Origin of the sequence: Dolomitihabitans soli (genome assembly GCF_022213955.1) — a bacterium.
GTDB lineage: Bacteria > Actinomycetota > Actinomycetes > Streptosporangiales > Streptosporangiaceae > Streptosporangium_A > Streptosporangium_A soli.
On record NZ_JAKNTW010000044.1, the window covers coordinates 57272 to 76981 of the forward strand.

Annotated in this window: 21 protein-coding genes, 1 pseudogene and 1 CRISPR repeat array; of the genes and pseudogenes, 13 read left to right on the top strand and 9 right to left on the bottom strand. The window is 66.8% G+C overall.

Features of this window, described 5'->3' with window-relative positions; genetic code table 11:
* Positions 1-9: 9 nt before the first annotated feature.
* The 5 genes from MBA17_RS46015 (at position 10) to MBA17_RS50855 (ending at position 1713) form a co-directional block, all read left to right on the top strand.
* Positions 10-366 carry a hypothetical protein gene (locus MBA17_RS46015; RefSeq protein ID WP_238505071.1) on the top strand — a complete coding sequence of 119 codons (357 nt, stop codon included), beginning with the start codon at positions 10-12 and terminating at the stop codon, positions 364-366.
* A gap of 295 nt (positions 367-661) precedes the next feature.
* Positions 662-1177: an IS3 family transposase gene (locus tag MBA17_RS46020; protein ID WP_238505072.1), complete on the top strand. Its 516-nt coding sequence runs from the start codon at positions 662-664 to the stop codon at positions 1175-1177.
* Between the two features lies 1 nt (position 1178).
* Positions 1179-1316, top strand: coding sequence for a hypothetical protein (locus MBA17_RS46025; protein ID WP_238505073.1), 138 nt, complete (start codon positions 1179-1181; stop codon positions 1314-1316).
* Between the two features lie 63 nt (positions 1317-1379).
* Positions 1380-1529, top strand: a complete 150-nt coding sequence (locus tag MBA17_RS46030) for a helix-turn-helix domain-containing protein (protein WP_238505075.1) — start codon at positions 1380-1382, stop codon at positions 1527-1529.
* 7 nt (positions 1530-1536) lie between these two features.
* Positions 1537-1713 (top strand): helix-turn-helix domain-containing protein, encoded by a 177-nt coding sequence (locus MBA17_RS50855; protein ID WP_455432981.1) that lies wholly within the window; start codon positions 1537-1539, stop codon positions 1711-1713.
* A 1051-nt stretch (positions 1714-2764) separates the two neighbouring features.
* Here MBA17_RS50855 and MBA17_RS46035 read toward each other — a convergent pair.
* The 5 genes from MBA17_RS46035 to MBA17_RS46055 all read right to left on the bottom strand — a co-directional run bounded on the left by MBA17_RS46035 (position 2765) and on the right by MBA17_RS46055 (position 7853).
* A complete protein-coding gene (locus MBA17_RS46035) occupies positions 2765-3097 on the bottom strand; it encodes a hypothetical protein (RefSeq protein WP_238505076.1) in 333 nt (110 codons plus the stop codon).
* Positions 3098-3116: 19 nt separating this feature from the next.
* Positions 3117-3467 carry a hypothetical protein gene (locus MBA17_RS46040; protein ID WP_238505077.1) on the bottom strand — a complete coding sequence of 117 codons (351 nt, stop codon included), beginning with the start codon at positions 3465-3467 and terminating at the stop codon, positions 3117-3119.
* 700 nt (positions 3468-4167) lie between these two features.
* On the bottom strand, positions 4168-4962 hold the full coding sequence (locus tag MBA17_RS46045; protein ID WP_238505079.1) for a helix-turn-helix domain-containing protein: 795 nt from the start codon (positions 4960-4962) through the stop codon (positions 4168-4170).
* 269 nt (positions 4963-5231) lie between these two features.
* Positions 5232-5749: direct repeats of the CRISPR family, unit length 30 nt; unit sequence CGGTTCACCCCCACGGGCGTGGGGAGCAGG.
* 297 nt (positions 5750-6046) lie between these two features.
* The gene (locus tag MBA17_RS46050; RefSeq protein ID WP_238505081.1) at positions 6047-6745 is read right to left on the bottom strand and encodes a hypothetical protein; all 699 of its coding nucleotides are present in this window, start codon (positions 6743-6745) and stop codon (positions 6047-6049) included.
* A 133-nt stretch (positions 6746-6878) separates the two neighbouring features.
* Positions 6879-7853, bottom strand: coding sequence for a helix-turn-helix transcriptional regulator (locus MBA17_RS46055; RefSeq protein WP_238505086.1), 975 nt, complete (start codon positions 7851-7853; stop codon positions 6879-6881).
* An 88-nt stretch (positions 7854-7941) separates the two neighbouring features.
* Here MBA17_RS46055 and MBA17_RS46060 point away from each other — a divergent pair, with 88 nt between their 5' ends.
* The 4 genes from MBA17_RS46060 to MBA17_RS46075 all read left to right on the top strand — a co-directional run bounded on the left by MBA17_RS46060 (position 7942) and on the right by MBA17_RS46075 (position 10837).
* Positions 7942-8337, top strand: coding sequence for a VOC family protein (locus MBA17_RS46060; protein ID WP_238505087.1), 396 nt, complete (start codon positions 7942-7944; stop codon positions 8335-8337).
* On the top strand, positions 8334-9002 hold the full coding sequence (locus MBA17_RS46065) for a YdeI/OmpD-associated family protein (protein ID WP_238505091.1): 669 nt from the start codon (positions 8334-8336) through the stop codon (positions 9000-9002). The genes MBA17_RS46060 and MBA17_RS46065 overlap by 4 nt, the downstream gene beginning before the upstream one ends.
* Positions 9003-9390: 388 nt before the next feature.
* Positions 9391-10281, top strand: a complete 891-nt coding sequence (blaOXA, locus tag MBA17_RS46070; protein ID WP_238505093.1) for a class D beta-lactamase — start codon at positions 9391-9393, stop codon at positions 10279-10281.
* 88 nt (positions 10282-10369) lie between these two features.
* On the top strand, positions 10370-10837 hold the full coding sequence (locus MBA17_RS46075; protein ID WP_238505098.1) for an MFS transporter: 468 nt from the start codon (positions 10370-10372) through the stop codon (positions 10835-10837).
* Between the two features lie 26 nt (positions 10838-10863).
* Here the strand turns inward: MBA17_RS46075 and MBA17_RS50860 are convergent.
* A pseudogene (locus tag MBA17_RS50860) lies at positions 10864-11382 on the bottom strand (transposase); the annotation flags it as partial.
* Positions 11383-11485: 103 nt separating this feature from the next.
* Between MBA17_RS50860 and MBA17_RS46080 the strand changes: the two are divergent.
* Genes MBA17_RS46080 through MBA17_RS46090 form a run of 3 tightly spaced genes read left to right on the top strand, consistent with a single transcriptional unit; the run spans position 11486 to position 13823 of the window.
* Complete coding sequence (locus MBA17_RS46080; RefSeq protein ID WP_238505099.1) at positions 11486-11752, top strand: hypothetical protein; 267 nt, start codon at positions 11486-11488, stop codon at positions 11750-11752.
* Between the two features lie 33 nt (positions 11753-11785).
* Positions 11786-12169 (top strand): effector-associated constant component EACC1, encoded by a 384-nt coding sequence (locus tag MBA17_RS46085; protein ID WP_238505115.1) that lies wholly within the window; start codon positions 11786-11788, stop codon positions 12167-12169.
* Positions 12170-12200: 31 nt separating this feature from the next.
* Entirely contained in the window at positions 12201-13823 is a 1623-nt protein-coding gene (locus MBA17_RS46090) for a caspase, EACC1-associated type (protein WP_238505101.1), read from the top strand.
* On the opposite strand, the gene MBA17_RS46095 is transcribed toward MBA17_RS46090, so the two are convergent.
* Both MBA17_RS46095 and dnaE read right to left on the bottom strand, forming a co-directional pair.
* Positions 13786-14385 carry a serine integrase family protein gene (locus MBA17_RS46095; RefSeq protein ID WP_238505103.1) on the bottom strand — a complete coding sequence of 200 codons (600 nt, stop codon included), beginning with the start codon at positions 14383-14385 and terminating at the stop codon, positions 13786-13788. The two genes, MBA17_RS46090 and MBA17_RS46095, sit on opposite strands and share 38 nt — an antisense overlap.
* A 154-nt stretch (positions 14386-14539) precedes the next feature.
* Positions 14540-18082, bottom strand: a complete 3543-nt coding sequence (dnaE, locus tag MBA17_RS46100) for a DNA polymerase III subunit alpha (RefSeq protein ID WP_238505107.1) — start codon at positions 18080-18082, stop codon at positions 14540-14542.
* Positions 18083-18116: 34 nt separating this feature from the next.
* Between dnaE and MBA17_RS46105 the strand changes: the two genes are divergently transcribed.
* Positions 18117-19142, top strand: coding sequence for a LysR family transcriptional regulator (locus MBA17_RS46105; RefSeq protein WP_238505109.1), 1026 nt, complete (start codon positions 18117-18119; stop codon positions 19140-19142).
* 139 nt (positions 19143-19281) lie between these two features.
* Here the strand turns inward: MBA17_RS46105 and MBA17_RS46110 are convergent, their stop codons facing one another.
* Positions 19282-19530: a hypothetical protein gene (locus MBA17_RS46110; RefSeq protein WP_238505111.1), complete on the bottom strand. Its 249-nt coding sequence runs from the start codon at positions 19528-19530 to the stop codon at positions 19282-19284.
* Between the last annotated feature and the right edge of the window lie 180 nt (positions 19531-19710).

Sequence of the window (19710 nt, forward strand, 5' to 3'; positions counted from 1 at the left end):
AGGATCATCATGCTCAGCATTGTCCGGCGTTCTGCCCTTGCAGGCGCGCTCGCGATGAGCCTCGCCGTGGCCACCGTCGGCTTCGCACCTCCCTCGGCCGCGGCGACACCGCCGTACGGACTCCTCAAGCTGGTCTTCAGGTGTGCCCACGTGGGGGGCGTGTCGGTCACGGTCGTGGGTCCGGGCGTCACGGGCAGCGCGCGCGACAAAAACGGCACGTACTACTTCCGGGGCCGGCCCGGCGCCTACCGGGTGAAGCGCCTCGCGAACGGACGGATCGCACCGAGATCCAGGCTCATCCAGATCCCGAAGTTCTCGACCCGCACCGTCAATGTCTGCTCCCTCAAGTGGCCCGGGCGCCCGTGACCCTGGGCCGCCTTTCTTGATCTCGCCCTCGCCAGTGCCCCTCTCTCGGGCTCCCACGATCACTCTCGGGTGCGGGTGGGCCGCACCGGTTCCGGCGACTCTCGGCCGCTGGTCACACTCGCCCCGTTTCTGGGCTTCGTCGATGCGCGCCCGATTGTCGACGATCTCCATCAGGCGGGGCCGTTGTCGAGGGTCGACCGTGACGCCGAGCTGGCCGAGCACATCGCCGAGGTGCACGCTCGCTCGCGAGGCAGCTACGGCGCGCCGCGGGTGCACGCGCAACTACAGCGAGACGGTGAGCGGTGCGGCCGGCGGCGGGGTGGCCCGGCTGATGCGCGCGCTCGGCCTGGCCGGACGGTATCGGCGGCGCCGGCAGCGGACCACCATCCCCGACCCGGGCGCCGGCATCCGGCCGGATTTGATCGGCCGCGACTTCACGCCCGATGCGGCAGGGCTCGATACCCGCTGGTGTGGCGATATCACCTACATCGCCACCGAGGAGGGCTGGCTGTATCTGGCCACCGTCATCGACATCGCCTCACGCCGGGTGGTCGGCTGGGCAACGGCGGATCATCTGCGCACCGACCTGGTCACCGCCGCGCTGCTCCAGACCTGGGCGCGCCGCCGCCCCACTCGGCCGGTGATCTTTCACTTGGACAAGGGCTGCCAGTACACCAGCGCCGACTACACCGCCCTGGCTGAACGGCTCGGAGTGCGACTGTCGGTCGGTCGTACCGGTCAGTGCTGGGACAACCAGCACCATCAGGAGGTGGCTCCGGATGCTCCGCTGCAGGTCAGTATCGGTCGCTGACGTGGAGTATCGCGCCCGGCGTGGGCTCGGCGTCGCCGAGCTGCTGGTCGGGGTCAGGCACAGCTCGACCTTGTTCTTCTTGGCCCAGGCGCGGATCGCGGGCGTCTTGTTGGCCGGCAGGTTGTCCATGATCACGTAGATTGGGGCGCCGTCCGGATGGGCCCACAGCGCCGTACCACCCCACACCCGGCGGCGTGCCCTGATGGCCCAGATCCACGCCTTCATCCTGCAGAACCTCGGCGATGCGCACCTCACCCCGGACGCGATCGCCGCAGCCCACCACATCTCCGTGCGCTACCTGCACAAACTGTTCCACCAGGAAGGGGCGCACCGTCGCCGCCTGGATCCGTGAGCGCCGCCTGCAGCAGTGCCGGCGCGACCTGGCCGCCCCCCGACTGGCCGCCCACCCGATCCACGCGATCGCGGCCAGGTGGGGATTCACCAGCCCTGCGCATTTCAGCCAGACCTTCCGCAGTGTCTACGGCCTCTCCCCGCGTCAGTTTCGCCAGCAGTGCGCGACAGTGCGCGCAGACTAAAGATGTGTGCGCTCATTCGTAACGACAGGTCCCGGCTGCGGCGTGCACCATCTCAGTTGAAGGATGAGCCTCAGCCTCCGCTGAGGCCCAGCTAAACCGTAAGAACCGCTTGTCGAGGCGGTTCCCTCCGGTGAAGGAGAACGATGTTTCGATCCCGCTTAGCAGCGATGATGCTGGCCGTTCCCTTGCTTTTGCTGGGTAGCGCGTCGGCCGTGTCAGCAGATTCGGCGTCCCGGTCTACTGGCTGGACCTGTAGTGGTGAGGTCTGCCTGAGACATGTTGAGCGGGGCGCTGTCGCGCTGCTCGACGGTGGATCCGGCTGCAGCGTTGATACGTGTATCACGGTGTTCGGCAGTGCCGTTCGCTGGTCGGCAACCGGCGAAGCCGACGAAGATTGGTACGGTCACGTGGATCTCTGGGGACCCGGGCACCCCAGGCACAGCGGCCCAAATGGCCGCACGCCCACGGTAACCGGCACTGGCAAGGGCGTAGGCAGCGTGTGCGCCCAGGGGTGGGAATCCCTGGGCGGAGGCCGCTTCGCGTCGAAAGGCCTTCCCTGCGTCTGGGTTGACTGAACGTCTCAAGCCGGGCGTCCAGGACCGACCTAACCGGCCCCGGACGCCTCGCCCAGAATGCGGGGCTTGATGGGCCACGCCAACGCGCTCAACCGCCACCGCCCCAGGAACTGACCCGCGATAGGCCGCTGACCAGGGCAAACACATGTCAGCATGGTCATAATCCCGGTTATGACCAGAGATCGGCGCGTTTGCGCTGGTCAGAGCGCCGTCCGGCGTTCAGGGGGCTCGCGGGCAACACGAAAGGGGCGGCCCTGGGCAGGGCCGCCCCTTGAAGTCAGGCGGTGCTGGGATGGCTACGGCCGGACCGTGGTGACCGGACCGTAGGCGGTGAGCAGGTGCGGCGTGACGTACACCCCGGCCGCCGCGCCTTCGTGCTCGCCGGGGTCGTGGTCGCGCATCTTCCAGTGATCGGGTGACCGACGCTGCCAGATGTGCCGTCCAGGTCGGAGACGACGGTGACGTCGTGGGGGATGTCAGTCGCCTGGGCCGAAGTGCGCCCCGTTCGGCAGCTCCTCGCGGCGGACGATGGCGACCAGGACTCGGGAGGCGCGGAGGGGGGTCAGAGGAAGTCGCGCCAGAACGGCACCGTGGCTTGGGGGGTTCCAGCCTTCGGGGTGTTCGGGTCTGGGTTCTTCGAACTCTTGGCTGATGTAGTCGATCAGGTCGGACCCGTAGTAGATGGTGTCCCAGCCGCGCATCGACAGAACCGGATGGCCGAAGGCGCCGCGTCCGGCTGGCAGGAATCGGTGTGCATAGACGGGGGCCATCTTGGGGACCTCGGCGAGTTGCAGGCGCGCTGTCTCCACGGCTGCCTCGGTCGTGCGGTCAGGACGGAGTTGACGTAGACGCGGCTGCGCCTGGCCGGGCCGTCGCGCAGCAGCCACATCCGGTAGTCGCGCACAGCCCAATCACGCGCCTGCGGGTCGGCGAGGGATCGGCGGTATAGGTGGCGGCGTGGTCGGCGAGCCAGGACAGGAACATGCGCACGCGGGAGCGGTAGGTGCGCCGGGTTTCGGCCGACAGCGGCGCGCGCTCCAGCGCCGCGGCGTACTCACCAAGGACGGTCTCGTAGCCGGGCAGCAGTCGGGTCGGCCGGGCGCCCGGACGGCGCTTCGTAATCTCGGAAGCGGATCCGGACTCCTGAAGAGATTCGGATTGCGCAATCTCGGAAGCCACCGCCCTCCAAGATCTACAGGACACGCCCTAGGCCCCCACAGCTGCGTGGGGGCCTAGTGATGGATGGTTAGGGGAAATGTCCGAGGCTGGTTTCCGTCAGTCCCGGACGCCCCGGCTTGAGGTGTTCAGTCAACCCACACGCAGAGAAGGCCTTTCGACGCGTACCCGCCTGCGTCTAGGTGCTCCCAGCCCTGGACGCAGACATTGCCTACTCCCTTACCGGTGCCGGTCACGGTGGGCGGGCGGCCAATTGGGCCGCTACGCCTGGGGTGCCCTGGCCCCCAGAGATCCATGTGACCGTACCAATCGCCTTCCCCTTCGGCGATTGCGGACCAGCGAATGGCATTGCCGCCTACCGTGATGCAGATATCACGGCTGCAGCCGGATCCACCGTCGAGCAGCGCGACAGCGCCCCGCTCAACATGCCTCAGGCAGACCTCACCACTACAGGTCCAGCCAGTAGACCGGGACGCCGAATCTGCTGACACGGCCGACGCGCTACCCAGCAAAAGCAAGGGAACGGCCAGCATCATCGCGGCTAAGCGGGATCGAAACATCGTTCTCCTTCACCGGAGGGAACCGCCTCGACAAGCGGTTCTTACGGTTTAGCTGGGCCTCAACGGAGGCTGAGGCTCAGCCCTCAACCGAGATGGTGCACGCCGCAGCCGGGGCCTGTCGTTACGGGTAAGCGCACACGTCTTTAGTCTGTGCGCACGATCGCGCGCTGCTGGCGAAACTGACTCGGTGACAGGCCGTAGACACTGCGGAAGGTCTGGCTGAAATGCGCAGGGCTGGTGAATCCCCACCTGGCCGCGATCGCGTGGATCGGGTGGGCGGCCAGTCGGGGGGCGGCCAAATCACGTCGGCACTGCTGCAGGCGGCGCCGCCGGATCCAGCCAGCGACGGTGCGCCCTTCGTCGTGGAAGAGTTTGTGCAGATAGCGCAGCGAGATATGGTGGCTCGCGGCGATCGTGCCCGGGGTCAAGTGCGCATCACCTAGGTTCTCCAGAATGAAGACCTGGATTTCGGCTATCAACGCGCGCCGCCTGGTGTGCGGCGGCACTGCGCTGTGGGCCTCCAGCGCACTGGCCAGCGCCGCAGTCAGCACGTCGAGCGTCAATGTGGACAGCCGGGCAATGTCGGTCGGCCCGAACTCATGCATGCGCCGGGTCATCTGCAACAAGAACTGCGAGGACAGCGCGCCGATGCCCCGATCGCCAGGGATACGGACGGCAACCAGGTCCCGCAGATCCCGCTGCGATAACGGCAGTAACGAACGCGGGACCTGCAGGCACAGCATCTGAGCCACTCGCTCGCCCGGCGCAAGCCGCGTCAGATAGGGATGTGAGCTGTCACGTATGGACAGATCGCCGACATGTAGATCCGCCTGCCGGCCGTCCTGCTCCCCCCACACACGACCGCGCACAGCGCAGGTCACCATGAACGTCTCGGGATCAGACTGGCGGATCAGTTTTGGGCGTGCGATGAATCGCAAGCGGCGTGGCGGTCAGCAAGACCGTCTGCACGGGACCGAGACCGGTGAAGCCGGCCTGCGCCCGGAATGCGCTCTCCATCCCCGGTTCACAGCGTGCATCGAGGGGCACCCACGCCGTTCCTCTCGATGGCGCCGCCGATCGCGCGCCGCTCCCCACGCCCGTGGAGGTGAACCGCCGGCACGTCCCGCCCGGACGTCGCTTTGGGTCCGCTCCCCACGCCCGGGCGTGGGGAGCAGATGTTCAAGATCGGCGGCGTTGATCACGAATTCGGTTCACCCCCACGGGCGTGGGGAGCAGGGCAACCCCGCGCCCGACTCTACGTAGGGCACCGGTTCACCCCCACGGGCGTGGGGAGCAGGCGCCCGCCTCACCGGCATCGCCCTTGTCACCCGGTTCACCCCCACGGGCGTGGGGAGCAGGGTTACAGCCTTTCCCGATTCAATTTCGTACACGGTTCACCCCCACGGGCGTGGGGAGCAGGAACCCCGCTGACGACGAAGCCTCTCCGGAGGCGGTTCACCCCCACGGGCGTGGGGAGCAGGGCGGATGTTCATCATGCAGGTCATTAAATTGCGGTTCACCCCCACGGGCGTGGGGAGCAGGGGCCCCAGCGTGTCCCGATCTCGCTCAGGTCCGGTTCACCCCCACGGGCGTGGGGAGCAGGTCGCGGTTGACGGCGTAGTACTCGCGTCCATCGGTTCACCCCCACGGGCGTGGGGAGCAGGAGAAGCCGCCCTCGGGCCGGTAGGCCTCGGTCGGTTCACCCCCACGGGCGTGGGGAGCAGACTTCGTGAGCTGCAACGATACGGGCGACCTGCGGAGACGTGAATGTCGTTGTTTGTCGGTGATCCACAAGAGTGGACCGATTGCCAAACCATGTTCGCCCATTAGCCGGCTCACATCCAGGGCTCTATCGACGTCGCTCGTCTGCAGCGATCATTATGCTGTCCGGATCACCGTAGCTACGTAGTGTGGCACTGCAACGATTATGGGCCTTCTCTCCGAGATCGCGGGTTCGGCTGCCGAACCTCCGAGCGCACCCGACTGCCGTTGCTTCACACCGATGCAGCAAAGCCCTCTAGCCTAACTCGCCACCAACTCCGGCTCGCTTGACGAGCCTGCCCCACCGGTGGGAGCGCTCGAACTGCTGGGCAATGGCAGCCCCGGTCGGAAGTCCCCCGTCGCCCTCGGACACGCATTACTACATGATCGCCCGACTTCGGTTCGGGCGATTACTGTTTTCTGGGCAGGCTCGTAGGTCAGGTGCAGACCAAGGCCGCCGTAAGCCTCAGCCTTGTCTCGCGGGTCGGCACTGCGAAGCAGTTTCCGCAGATCACCCAGCATCGTCATCATCGCTGTGATCTCCTCCTCGGTGAGTCGTCTCGGAATGCCGGTGACAGCCTTGTCCAGGCGCATCCGCTCGACCTTCCGCTTCGCTTCGGTCTCGGCGATCCATCCGGCGACCACCGCCGGGTCACTACCCGCGTCGACGAGCGCCCGGTACGCCTTCAACTTGCGCTCACACTCGGCCACCGCCTCGCATACCGCCTCGACAGCGGCCAACCGGTGGTCGTCCACCAGTTGGGCCTCCTCCATGGCTCTGACCGTCTCAGGCAGCCGCTCAGGGTCGAAGACCGCCGCCAGCCAGGCGTCCAGCGGCTCAACGATCAGTTCTTCCCTGACATAGACGGATCGGGGGTGATCAACGCTGTTGGCCTGCGCGTACGACCGGGGAAACACGCACCGGTAGTGCGCCTTGCCGATGATCCAGCTTCCCTGCATCCTCCGCTCGCACACACCACAGAAGATCAGACTGCGGAAGATGTACGGCCGGGGCGTCGCGCGAGGCTTACGGCCCCTCCTTGGACGTGCCTGGTGCCGCGAGTAGCCTCCCGCACGGGTTGGCGTACGGGGGTCAACTGGTCTCGCGAGGGAAACCGCGGATGGCGTTGCCCGCCCGCTCGGCGATCGCGGCCAGGTGCTCGGCCAGGAGCGGCGGGTCGAGCAGGGTGTAGTCCATGGGCAGCAGGGTCAGGCGGTAGGCCAGGTAATGGGGCGTGTCGGCGTGGGTGCGCAACCGGCAGGTGTGCTCGTCGACGGGTTCCAGCTCTCCCTGCCAGGCAGGGACCTGCTCGGCGGCCCGCTGGATCGGCGCGTGCAGGAGCACTGTGGCCTGGATGGAACCCGCCACGATCGCCCTCTTCACCCAGGTGAGAGCGTCGAGGCCGCCGGGGAGTTCGCGCGCGGGCAGATGGACGCCGGTGCGCTGGACGTCGGTGAGGCGGTCCAGGCGGAAGGAACGCCAGGCGGAGCGCTCGGCGTCGAAGGCGACCAGGTACCACAGCCGCCCCGAGGCCACCAGACGGTGTGGCTCCACCAGGCGGCGGCTGGTCTGACCGTTGGCCGTGGTGTAGGCGAAACGGACCCTCTCGTGGAGAAGGCAGGCGGCCGCGAGCGCGGTCAGGGCCTCGGCGTCGGTGGTGGGTCCCGGGGTAGGCGGCAGTATGACAGTGGCGCGGGACAGCGAGGCCACCCGGCGGCGCAGCCGTTGTGGCAGGACCTGTTCCAGCTTGGCCAGTGCGCGCAGCGAGGGCTCCTCCATTCCCGTGACGGCCGCGGTGGCGGCGGTGCGCAGCCCGAGGCCGATGGCGACGGCCTCCTCGTCGTCTAGCAGCAGCGGTGGCATGGCCGTACCGGCGGTGAGGCGGTAGCCGCCGACGTTGCCCTGGCTGGCGTGCACGGGATAGCCGAGCTCGCGCAGCCGGTCGATGTCGCGGCGGATGGTGCGGGTGGTGACGCCGAGCCGGTTCGCCAGTTCGGTGCCTGGCCACTCTTTGGGGGTCTGCAGCAGGGACAGCAGTTGCAAGAGTCGTCCAGATGGATCGCGCATGTCTTTACTCTGCCGAACTGCTAGGACATTCACTGACCTATTGCGAGTCTACTCTTCAGCTATCAAGCGAACGGCAAGGGAGAACATCATGTTGCGCGGAATGACCACCATCAGCTATTGGGCCGAGGACCACGCTGAGGCCGTCCGCTGGTACACCGAACTGCTGGGCATGAGCCCCTACTTCGAGCGGCCCGGATACGCCGAGTTCCGCATCGGTGACTTCCAGCACGAGCTGGGCCTGATCGACAGCCGCTACGCCCCCGAGGGCGTAGCGAGCGGACCGGCGGGCGCGATCATGTACTGGCACGTCGACAACGTGGCGGCAACGCTGGAGCGGCTCATCTCGATGGGCGCGAAGCTGCTTGACCCGCTCACCGAGCGCGGGCCCGGATTCGTGACCGCCTCGGTGGCCGATCCCTTCGGCAACATCCTGGGCGTCATGTACAACGCTCACTACCTGAAGGTTGTGGAGTCGACCCGATGAGCGCGCAGGAGGCGGTCCTCACCTTCGAGGACACCGCTCAGTGGGAGTCCTGGCTGGCTGAGCATCACGACGCAGGGACGGGCGTCTGGCTGAAGATCGCCAAGAAGCGGTCGGGCGCGACCTCGGTGTCGCAGCCGCAGGCGCTGGCCGCCTGCTTGTGTTACGGCTGGATCGACAGCCACCGCCGTTCCTTCGATGAGAAGTTCTACCTGCAGCGGTACTCGCGCCGCCGTACCGGTAGCCCGTGGTCACAAATGAACGCCGAGCTGGCGCAGGCGCTGATCGCCGAGGGACGGATGCGCCCCCCGGGGTTTGCGGAGATCGCCTCAGCCCAGGTCGACGGGCGGTGGAGCGCCGCCTACCCCTCCCAGCGCACCGCCACTGCCCCGCCCGACCTCCTCGTGGCGCTGGAGCAGCATCCCAGGGCCAAAGCCGCCTATGACCGCCTCGGCAGGACGGGTCGGTACGCCGTGATCCTGCGCCTGGCCAAGACCCGCACTCCCCGGAGCCGGGCCACCTGCCTGGCCACGGTGATAGCAGCACTGGAGGGCTCAGAGCCGAGCCGGACCGCGAGGGTCGTCATGAGACAGCACGGCATCGCATCGACCGCATCGTTGGCGCGGCGGCACGCGCTCGAACTGGACGCGTCGGAGCCGTGGGTGTAGAAGGAGTGCCAGGACGAGGCTGGGTACAGGAACTGGCCTCGTTCCGACGCTTCTACCGCGGCTTCGACCGGATCACCACCGCACTGGGCCCCCACCGCACCGACCGACGCGCACTCGCCTGCCCCAGCAGGAGGCCGACTGGCACACCGCCCGCTGGGACGACGACGAACCCGAGAATCAGCGCGAAGTGCTCTACGCCCCCTCTTCCAGCGGTGGCTGCACCGCAGTGGTCCGCTGGACGCCGGCTACGTCGACTCACTCGTCGACGCGACCTCAGCGCATTCGGCTCCTGAAAAGCGGTCTGAACTGCGATGATATGATTTCGAATATTGGTCTTACGTCAATATCAATATTGGACAGTAACAATGTCCTGTGATGGTCTCTGCGCATGAAGAAGACGATTCCGCAGGTCGTACGCCCCTGGCTCGGCGCCGCCGTGCTCGCCTCGCTCACTCTCAGCGGCATCCCCGCGTACGGTGCCACCGCCCATGAGAGCGCCCCGCGCGGCGGCACCATGGTCGCGACCGCCCATGAGGTCAGGCCGGGTACCGTTGTACGCGATGATCTGCGCGCGGTGTTCGACGCGGCGAAGGTGCGAGGCACGTTCGCGTTGCTGGACGTGTCGTCCGGGAAGGTGACCGTGGTGGACCGCGCTCGCGCCGAGAAGCCGATGGTGCCCGCCTCCAGTTTCAAGGTCCCGCACGCGCTGGTCGCTCTGCAGACCGGCGTGGTCAAAAGCCCCGACGAGGTGATCCCCTGGGACGGCACGCCGCAGCCGTTCCCCGAGTGGGAGAAGGACATGAGCATGCGCGAGGCCGTTCGCGTCTCCAACGCGGCGGCGTTCCAGGTGATCGCCCGCCGCATCGGCCTCCAGCGCGAACGACAGTGGCTGCACCGGCTGAACTACGGCAACCGGCAGACCGGGACGGTGGTGGACCGGTTCTGGCTGGACGGCCCGCTGAAGATCTCGGCGGTGGCACAGACCCGGTTCATGGAACGGCTGGCCGCCCTGCGCCTGCCCGCCTCGCGCGCGCACCAGCGCACCGTCCACGACCTGATCAAGCAGGAGGAGAAGAACGGGTACGCGCTGTACGCCAAGTCAGGCTGGCAGAACGCCCCCGGTCCCGGCACGGGCTGGTGGACCGGGTGGGTCGAACGCGGCGGACGCGTGTACACGTTCGCGCTGAACATGGACATCGCCAAGGACGGCGACGCCGCCAAGCGCGCCACCCTCGCGCGTGAACTGCTGCACCGGCTGAACGTCCTGCCCACGGCGTGAGCATGCCCCTCTCCGACCACGGCGACCGTCGCACGGTCGTCGTGGTCGTCGCCATTCAGGCGGTCATCTCGCTGGCTACTTCGCGGCGATGGCGCACGTCGTCATCCACCTCAGCGTCGACCTGGGGCTGGCCGCCGGGCTGATCGGCCTGGTGCTGGTGCTGGCGCTGCGCAATCTGGTGCAGCACACGCTCTCCCTACCGGTCGGCGCGCTGGTGGACGTGCTCGGCCCGGTGCGCATAGGCATACTGGCGTGCCTGCTGCGCGCGGCCGGGTTCACGCTGCTGGGCACCGTGTCCTCGCTGCTCTGGCTGGTCGTCGCGGCGGTGTTGCTGGGCACGGGCGGGGCGCTGTTCCATCCGGCGGCGCAGTCGCTGCTGGCCGGGCTCGCCGAACGGCGGCGGGCATGCGGCGCTCCAGCGCCAGGCTCCATTGCGGCACCGACGTGCAGCTCGTCATCGAAGGTGAGGCCACCGCCCTTCACCCTGGCTCCAACGCCGGGCCCCATTGCGGCACCTCGCCGTCGGCACCCGCCAGCGTCGTTGGGCTGCTGTTGAGCGTAGTAGAGGGCTTCGTACTCCTCCGGTGGGATGTCGCCGATCGAGGAGTGCAGGCGGCTCGTGTTGAGCCATTCAACCCATTCGGCGGTGGCAAGTTCCACTTCGGCCAGGCTGCGCCAGAGCCCGCAGGGTTTGATCAACTCGGTCTTGTAGAGACCGATTTGTGATTCCATCAGCGCATTGTCCAGCGCGTCTCCGACCGTGCCGATGGAGGCGTCGATGCCGGCGGTCATCAGGTGGGCGGTGAAGCGGAAACAGGTGTATTGGCTGCCGGCGTCCGAGTGATGAACCAGGCCCGGCGGGGCGTCCGGTGCGGTCGCGCCGCCACAACGCCATGTCCAGGGCGTCCAGCACCAGGCCGGCGCGTTGGACAGCGAGGCCGGCCAGCCCGACGATCGCCCGGGAGTACACGTCGGCGACGAAGGCGATTCCGCACCAGGCGTGGACGTAGGTGAAGTCGGCGACCCAGACCGTGTTCGGCCGGGGCGCGGTGAAGTCCCGCTTGATGAGGTCGGCCGCCCGCTGTGGCCGGGGTCGACCATGGTGGTGCGGATCTTCTTGCCCCGGCGGGCAGTCGCACTCCGAGCCGCTCAGCCAGGGCAGCGTAGGCAGTGCTGGTGTATTCCCCAGTACGATTCCCACGCGTTGCGGGTCACCAGGTTCGAGCACGCCCTGTTCCTGTCCCTGCTCGATCAGGGCGTTCATCAGTCCGAACGACGCGGCGGCGACCATGGCGAACCGGTCGGCGACCTCAACTGGAACCGCAACGCTAAATGGCCGCCTATGGCGGAGTATGCCGTGGTCGCCGTCAATCTGGTCTGGCGCAGATCACTTGAGGCTGCGGGCCGTCCGATTAGCGACATGATAAGGCTTGGGCACATCCAGGCCGCTAGCATGATGGATACCAAATAGCCGTAATTCAAAGGACGTTACTTCGTGTCTGAGATGTTCGATGCAGCGGACTTGCAGGTAGTTGTCGAGGGTGCAGAGGCCGCGCCCCACGCTGTGGAGTTGTTTAACTGGCTTGCTTCGGAGGATGAACTGCGAGGGCGGGTACGGCCTCAGCGGCGAGCACCAGAGCCGGGAGAGATGGGCGCGTCGGTGGAGTTGCTGACGGTGGCGGTGGGCTCCGGTGGCGCGGTGGTGGTGCTGATCCAATCGGTGTGCACCTGGCTTACCTCCCGCCGTGCCGACGTTAAGGTCACCGTCAGCGCTGCCGACGGGCGGCGTATCGAGTTGGATATCCGTCGCGCTGCGGACACGGCGGCGGTGCTGCGGGAGGTAGCAGAACAGTTCCCGGCGGCTGTCGAGCGGCCTAGTGAGTCGTAAGCCGCTCCTGGATGGTGGGGGCAGCCGGGCGGTGCTCATCGGGGCAGGTGCCTTCCGCGACCCGGAGTTGCCTGACATCCCGGCTGTGCGCACGAATCTGGAAGACCTGCGCCAAGTGCTGACGCATCCCGTGCACGGCCTCCTCACAGCCGATCATTGTCAGGCATTGGCCGATCCCGCAGATCAGGCCGCTGTCGGCGTGGCCTTGACCACCGCTGTCCGCGAGGCGGAGGATCTGCTGCTGGTCTATTACTGCGGACACGGGGTGCTCGACGACACCGGAGTGCTGCACTTCGCTCTGACCAGCACGAATGCCGAAAACGTCGGCTTTTCCGCTATCCACGTCGACCTTGTCAAACGCATGGTCGGTAGCGCTCGCGCCAAAGCCCGCGTGCTCCTACTGGACTGCTGCTTCTCCGGCCAAGCCGTCACAGTCATGAGCAACCGGAGGAGCCTCGCCCTGGGGCAGCTTGATCTGGCGGGCACCTATACCTTGACGTCCACGCCTGCCAACTCCCTCTCTCACGCCCCACTCGGTGCCCGGAACACCGCCTTCACCGGAGCGTTGCTGAACGCACTACGCATACCCGGCCCGCTCACCCTGGATCAGATCCACCGCCACATCGACCAAGAACTGGTTGGCCGAGGCCTCCCCCGCCCGCAACGCCGCTCCGTCGGCGCCGCCGGAAACCTCACCGTGACACGGGGGCCGATCAAACCCCCGCCCCCACCCCCACCTGCTGTCACCCGACTGTCCTCTCAACAAGGACCCCGTCCGGCCACTTCCCGCTCCCGCAAGAAGCCGCCGAGCGCTGCGGCGAAGACCGGCCGTGTCCTGCTCGCGATGTTGCCGCTCGCTTTGCTCCAGGGCAGCACCTACGTACCCCAGGCACCAGACTCATTCCTCGATGCCACGCGCGTAGTGGCGGGAGTCTGGCAAGACGACGAAGGAAATCGCAATAACGGAGCAGATTCGAGCTACAACGAAGACGTAATCACGGAACTGCTTAAACTTGCCAGCTTCAAGGGAGGTATTACATTCAAAAAGATTGCGCGAGAAAATGCGATAAACACGCTGATGAGTCGCGATGTTCACATCGCCGGCACGCTGAGCATAACTCCAGAAAGAGAAAGCATAGTCGACTTTGTCGGTCCGCTCGCGTCCTCGCGACTGGGCGTATTAGTTCGTCGCCAAGAAACAGGTATTAAAAACGTTTCCGACCTTTCCGGGCGGCATGTATGTACGATTGCGGGTTCGACAACATTCGACTCTTTGATGAAGGCCGAAAAGGGGGCACAGATCATCGCGGAACGGGGTCTTGGTGGCTGCCTCACCAGCCTATATCGGGGTGCAGTGGACGCGATCGCCGGAGACCGGTTGACCCTCGCCGGCATGCAGTTAGCGGAGCAACAAGATACTAAACTTATCGAGAAGATCGAGTTCGGCCATCGCGAATCCACGGGATTCGCGATACCCAAGGGAAATCATGATACTTGCGAACGCCTCCGAATCGCCTTGCAAAAATACGTCAGTAGCAAGGATTGGCAGAAACACTTCAGTGAACGCCTGCCTGCAACGCAGGATTTTCTCGAAGCGCAACCCACTCCGGAAGAGATTAACGAAAAATCTTGCCGAGCAAGCGCAGCAGGCTGAGTGGCCTGCAATGACGTGAGTTCTTCAGAATTCCAGCACGCGCGTTGCTCGAAGAGCTGGCGAAGCCGGCCGCGTCGAGCGTTTGTCGCAGCTCTCCAAGACCGATCTGTCGGTGGCGGTCGACGGTATCGGCCCGCTGAAGTTCCCCGTCTCCGACGAGCAGGCCGCACAACTGCGCGGGCTCGGCCGCCGGGCGCGGTTCGGGCGCGGCGAGCAGACCCTGACCGACCTGGAGGTCCATGGAAGACTGGACACGGATCTTGATTCGGTGCCGCTCGCCTTTGCTGATCCCACCGAACATCGACATGATCAGCTCGTGCGCCTCGTTGGCGGGATCGATCGGTCTCCCGACCTCTGGCACCCACAGCGGGACGTCACAGTGCTCGAACAACGGGAAGGTCAACCCGAACTGATTACCGTAGAAAGCCCGCTGAGGCTCACCGACCACGACCGCGGCGAAACCCCGGCCGGGATTGGCGAACTGACCGAGCAGAAGGGCGGCCTGGGGCCGCCTCAACGGCGGTATTGAGCGTGACTTGTCCACATCGAAGAACTCCGCCACGATGCGCCGCTGCGCCGCGACGAGCGTTGCCCGGGCCGAGCGGGTGCGTGCGCTGATAAGCGAGCAACCTCGACCCGATTGCTGAGTGCGGTCAACGACCGCAGCCCGGCCAGCGGCTTTTGGGCTCTATCCATGCCACTTGCAGTGGCATGACTTAGCCCTGCCAAATGGCGCCGGCGCCGAGCAGCGCCTTGACATCGCTGTAGAAGGCCGGATCCGGGGTGACCCGGAAGGGCTGCAGGTTCAGCAGCAGCCCTTTGGCGCCTTGGCGGTGCAGGCGGACGTGGACGGGCGCGCGGCCGGGGTGGGTGGTCAGGATGTGCTTGAGCTCTCCGACGACGCGCGAGTTCAGGCGGCTCTCTTGAATCGAGAGCACCACGGGTGGCTCGGCGTTCGCGTGGGAGACGTCGAGAATTTTGATGTCCTCGCCGTATACGCTCAGCGTCTCATCGCGGACGTTGACTCGTCCTCGGACGGAGATCACGCGGTCCTCGGCGAGCGCTTCGCCGTACAGGGTGTAGGTCTTGGGAAAGATGAGGCACTCGACGGCGGCGTCGTGGTCTTCGAGGGTGACGATCGCCCAGGGGCTGCCCTGCTTGGTGATCTTGCGTTGCAGGCCGGAGACGATACCGCTGATCCGGACGGCCGCGTCCTGCCGTCCGGAGGCCTGCAGGTCGGCGATGGTGGTGTCGCGGTTGGCGTCTAGGACGTGTTCGGCTCCGTCGAGCGGATGGCTGCTGACGTACAGGCCGAGCATCTCGCGCTCGAAGGCGAGCATGGTGGCGCGGTCCCACTCGCCCTGCGGGATCGCGGTCGAGAAGGCGCTGTTCTCGCCGGGCTCGCCGAACAGCGAGTCCTGGCCGTGGGCCTCGTTGCGCTTGAGGTCGACGACCGCATCGACGGCCTGCTCGTGCACCGCGACCAGGGCCTGGCGGTGATGGCCCAGGCTGTCGAAGGCGCCGGACTTGGCCAGCGACTCGATGACGCGCTTGTTGCAGACGACGGAGGAGACCTTGGTGAGGAAGTCGTTGAAGTCGGTGTACTTGCCCCTAGCCTCCCGGGCGGCGACGATCGCGTCCACGGCACCGGTTCCCACGTTGCGGACGGCTCCTAGGCCGAAGCGGATGTCGGAACCGACCGCGGCGAAGTCCAGCCGGCTCGCGTTGACGTCCGGGGGTAGCACTTTGATGCCCATGCGGCGGCAGTCGGCCAGGTAGACAGCCATCTTGTCCTTGTCATCGCCGACGGAGGTGAGCAGCGCGGCCAGGTACTCGCAGGGGTGGTTGGCCTTGAGGTAGGCGGTCCAGTACGACACGAGGCCGTACCCGGCGGTGTGCGACTTGTTGAAGCCGTACCCGCTGAAGGGCACCAGGACGTCCCAGATGGCTCTAATCGCCTCGCTGGAGAAGCCGCGGCCGCGCATACCGGAGGAGAAGCGGTCCCACTCGGCGTCCAGCACCTCTTTCTTCTTCTTGCCCATGGCCCGGCGCAGCATGTCGGCGGCGCCGAGGGAGTAGCCGGCGAGCTGCTGGGCGATGGCCATCACCTGCTCCTGGAAGACGACGAGATGGAAGGTGTCGCCGAGGATGGGCTCCAGCGCCCGCTCCAGCTCCGGGTGGATGGGCTCGACCGGCTGCCGGCCGGTCTTGCGCAGCGCGTAGTTGGTGTGGGCGTTCATCTCCATCGGGCCGGGCCGGTACAGCGCGTTCACCGCGGCGATGTCGGTGAAGGTGGTCGGCCGCATGAGCCGGAGTAGGACCCGCATGCCGCCGCTGTCCAGCTGGAAGACCCCGAGGGTGTCGCCGCGGGCCAGCAGCTCGTACGTCGTCGCGTCGTCCAGCGGGATCTCCAGGGTGTCGACGTCGATGCCCTTGTTGGCCCGGACGTTCGCGATCGCGTCGCCGATGACGGTGAGGTTGCGCAGGCCGAGGAAGTCCATCTTCAGCAGGCCCATGTCCTCGGCCTGGGTGAACGGGAAGCCGGTGATGACCGGTCCATCCGCCTTGGGTCTGACTAGCGGCACCACGTCGAGCAGAGGGTCGGAGGAGAGGATCACGCCCGCGGCGTGGATGCCGGTGCCACGGGTGAGGCCCTCGATGCCGGTCGCGGTGTCGACCACCCGCCGGACGTCGGGCTCCTGCTCATACATCTGGCGCAGCTCGGCCGCCTCGCCGTGGCGCGGGTTGCTGACGTCGTGGATGGCGGCCAGCGGAATCTCCTTGCCGCCGTCGGCGGCCGGGAAGGCCTTGGTGATGCGGTCGCCCAGGGCGTACGGCAGGCCCAGCACCCGGCAGGAGTCCTTGACCGCGGCCTTGGCCTTGATGGTGCCGAACGTGACGATCTGGCAGACGCGGTCCTCGCCGTATTTCCGGGTGACATAGTCGATCATCTCGTCGCGGCGCCGGTCGTCGAAGTCGAGGTCGACGTCCGGCATGGTGACGCGCTCAGGGTTGAGGAAGCGTTCGAAGATCAGCTTGTGCTCGATCGGGTCCAGCTGGGTGATACCGGTGCAGTAGGCGACGATCGACCCGGTGGCAGAGCCGCGGCCGGGGCCGAGGCCGATGCCGTTCTCCCGGGCGTGCCGGCAGATGTCGGCGACCACCAGGAAGTAGCCGGGGAAGCCCATGGCGTCGATGACCGACAGCTCGTAGTCGATGCGCTCCAGTACCTCCCGCGGCGGGTGCCCGCCGTAACGGTGGCGGGCGCCCCGCAGGGTCTCCTCGCGCAGCCAGCTTGACTCACTTTCGCCCTCGGGCACGGAAAAGCGCGGCGTCAGGTCGCGGTGGGCGAACACCTCGCCGTAGTCGCCGACGCGCTCGGCCACCAGCAGCGTGTTGTCGCAGGCGCCGGGGACCTCGGTATCCCACAGGGCACGCATCTCCTCTGCGGACTTGACGTAGTAGCCGCTGCCACCGAAGCGGAAGCGGTCGGTGTCGGCGAGCCGCTTTCCGGTGCCGACGCACAGCAGCGCGTCGTGGGCCTGGGCCTGGTCCTCAGTGACGTAGTGGGAGTCGTTGGTGGCCAGGGGCGGCAGCGCGAGCTCTCTGCCGAGTTTCAGGAGCTCGTCGCGGACGCGGCGCTCGATGGCGAGGCCGTGGTCCATCAGTTCCAGAAAGTAGTTGTCCTTACCGAAGATGTCGCGGTAACGGGCGGCGGCTTCGATTGCTTGGGGGTACTGGCCGAGGCGGAGCCTGGTCTGCACCTCGCCGGAGGGGCAGCCGGTCGTGGCGATGATGCCGTGGCCGTGCTCGGCCAGCAGCTCATCATCCATGCGCGGATATTTCTGGACATGACCCTCCAGCCACGCCCGGGACTGCAGACGGAATAGGTTGCGCAGACCCCGGGCGTCCGCCGCCCACATCGTCATGTGCGTGTACAGGCCGCGCCCGGAGACGTCACCGCCCTCACCGGTGTCGTCGTTCGAGCGGCGCAGCGACAGGTCGTCGCTGTAGTAGACAGGCTTGCGGTGGTGCCGCGAGGCGGGCGCGACGTAGCTCTCGATGCCGATGATCGGCTTGATGCCCGTCTTGAGCGCCGTCCGATAGAACTCGTACGCCCCGTGCACGTTGCCGTGGTCGCTCATTGCCACGGCCGGCATGCCGAGCCGCGCCACCTCGTCCATCAGCGGACCGACCTTGGCCGCGCCGTCGAGCATGCTGTACTCGGTGTGCACGTGGAGATGCACGAAGGACCCCATCGGTATCCACGCCCCCTGGTTGTAGGCTGCCGCGATGACCCCGCATTCGACCCGAGAGGAAGCCGGGTTGTCCAACAACCGACACGCCGATCATCCACAACCATCGGTGGTTCCTGCGGCCGACCTGGACCTCGCGGCGGTCCGCGCCTTCGTCACCGTCACCGACGAGCGCTACTTCAGCGAAGCCGCCGCCGCGCTGGGCATCAGCCAGCAGGCCGTCTCCAAGCGCGTCGCGAAGCTGGAGTCCGACCTCGGCGTGCGGCTGTTGTCCCGCACCCGCGTCGGTGCCGAGCTCACCCAGGACGGCCGGGCGTTCCTCAACCACGCGCGCGCCCTCGTCGCCCTCGCCGACCAGGCGTTCGAGATTCTGCGCAACCGGCGCCGGTCGCTGCGCGTCGACGTCCTGGACACCCGGCTCGCGGCCATCGACGTGATCCGTGCCTTCCACCGGACCACCGCGGACGCCGAGATCGACATCATCACCTCCAACGGGCTCCGGTCCGCGCGCACCGCACTGGCGAACGGGTCCGTGGACGCGGCCTTCGCGCGGGCCGCCGGGCCGCTGGGGGACGACCTGGTGTCCACGCCCGCCTACCTGGAGCAGGTGCACCTGCTGGTGGGCCGCGACCATCCCCTGGCCGGTCTGCCGCAGGTGGAGACGGGGCGGCTCGCGGGGATGACCGTGTGGATGCCCGGCAACGCCGACGGCAGCGAGTGGGCCGACTACTGGGATCTCTTCGGCGCCGAGTTCGGCGTCCGCATCGACGCCTCAGGCCCCGACTTCGGCTGGGAGTACTACGTCGAAGAGATCGGCTCGGGTGAGCGGACCGGGCTCGTCGGGGAGTGGTGCCGCCTGCCCAGCCATATGCGCACCGTGCAGATCCCGGTGGTCGACCCGGCGCCCATGTACCCCTGTTCGCTGCTCCGTCAACGGCAGAACCATCACCCGGTGCTGACGCAGCTCGCCCGCTTCGTCGAGGATCGGTTCCACCCGTTCGACCCCGGACGCCAGTGGCTGCCCATCGCCGACCGCGCCGCCTACATCGGCACTGATACTTAGCCTTCTCGTTACCCCTCCCATCATCCCTCCGAACAACCTTCCCATCTAATCAGGAAGCATCCGAGGACTGATAGTCGCAGGCCAGCGGGCTGAATAGCGCCCGAGGCCTACCCCGACTCATAAGCGGAGGCAGCCTGCATCAAAGGACCAGGCATGCCGTGGAGGCTGCGATCGCGGCGGCTTCCGGCTCGCCCATGGCCAGGTAGGCGCGGCTCAGGCCGATGAGGTCGAAGACCCGACTACGGGTACGCTCCGAAGCCCGAAGATCGTGAGCGGACCTCAGCAAATCCACCGCCGGAATGGTGTGCTGGGGGCGGTTGGTGGAGTGAGCCAGGAACAAATGGACTTCCCCGAGCGTGCTGGCCAGCTCGGAACCATCCAGGTACACGTCGAAATCGGTGGTGGGACCAAGGGTGGTTTCAGGGGTGAGAAGTGGACGGGGGTTGCGTCCACGGAAGTGGTGTATGAGTTTGGCCTGGTGACAGGCGTGGCGTCGTTAATGAGGACGGCCATCGCGTGATCCTTCGAGTGCGAAAGTACAAGATCGAAGGAGAACAAAGCGATGGCC

Coding starts and splice junctions, on each gene's coding strand:
- MBA17_RS46105 (WP_238505109.1), top strand. CDS start 18,117: ATGACCCCGCATTCGACCCGAGAGGAAGCCGGGTTGTCCAACAACCGA.
- MBA17_RS46050 (WP_238505081.1), bottom strand. CDS start 6,745: ATGCAGGGAAGCTGGATCATCGGCAAGGCGCACTACCGGTGCGTGTTT.
- MBA17_RS46060 (WP_238505087.1), top strand. CDS start 7,942: ATGTTGCGCGGAATGACCACCATCAGCTATTGGGCCGAGGACCACGCT.
- MBA17_RS46015 (WP_238505071.1), top strand. CDS start 10: ATGCTCAGCATTGTCCGGCGTTCTGCCCTTGCAGGCGCGCTCGCGATG.
- blaOXA (WP_238505093.1), top strand. CDS start 9,391: ATGAAGAAGACGATTCCGCAGGTCGTACGCCCCTGGCTCGGCGCCGCC.
- MBA17_RS46030 (WP_238505075.1), top strand. CDS start 1,380: ATGGCCCAGATCCACGCCTTCATCCTGCAGAACCTCGGCGATGCGCAC.
- MBA17_RS46075 (WP_238505098.1), top strand. CDS start 10,370: ATGGCGCACGTCGTCATCCACCTCAGCGTCGACCTGGGGCTGGCCGCC.
- MBA17_RS46055 (WP_238505086.1), bottom strand. CDS start 7,853: ATGCGCGATCCATCTGGACGACTCTTGCAACTGCTGTCCCTGCTGCAG.
- MBA17_RS46065 (WP_238505091.1), top strand. CDS start 8,334: ATGAGCGCGCAGGAGGCGGTCCTCACCTTCGAGGACACCGCTCAGTGG.
- dnaE (WP_238505107.1), bottom strand. CDS start 18,082: ATGGGGTCCTTCGTGCATCTCCACGTGCACACCGAGTACAGCATGCTC.
- MBA17_RS46085 (WP_238505115.1), top strand. CDS start 11,786: ATGTTCGATGCAGCGGACTTGCAGGTAGTTGTCGAGGGTGCAGAGGCC.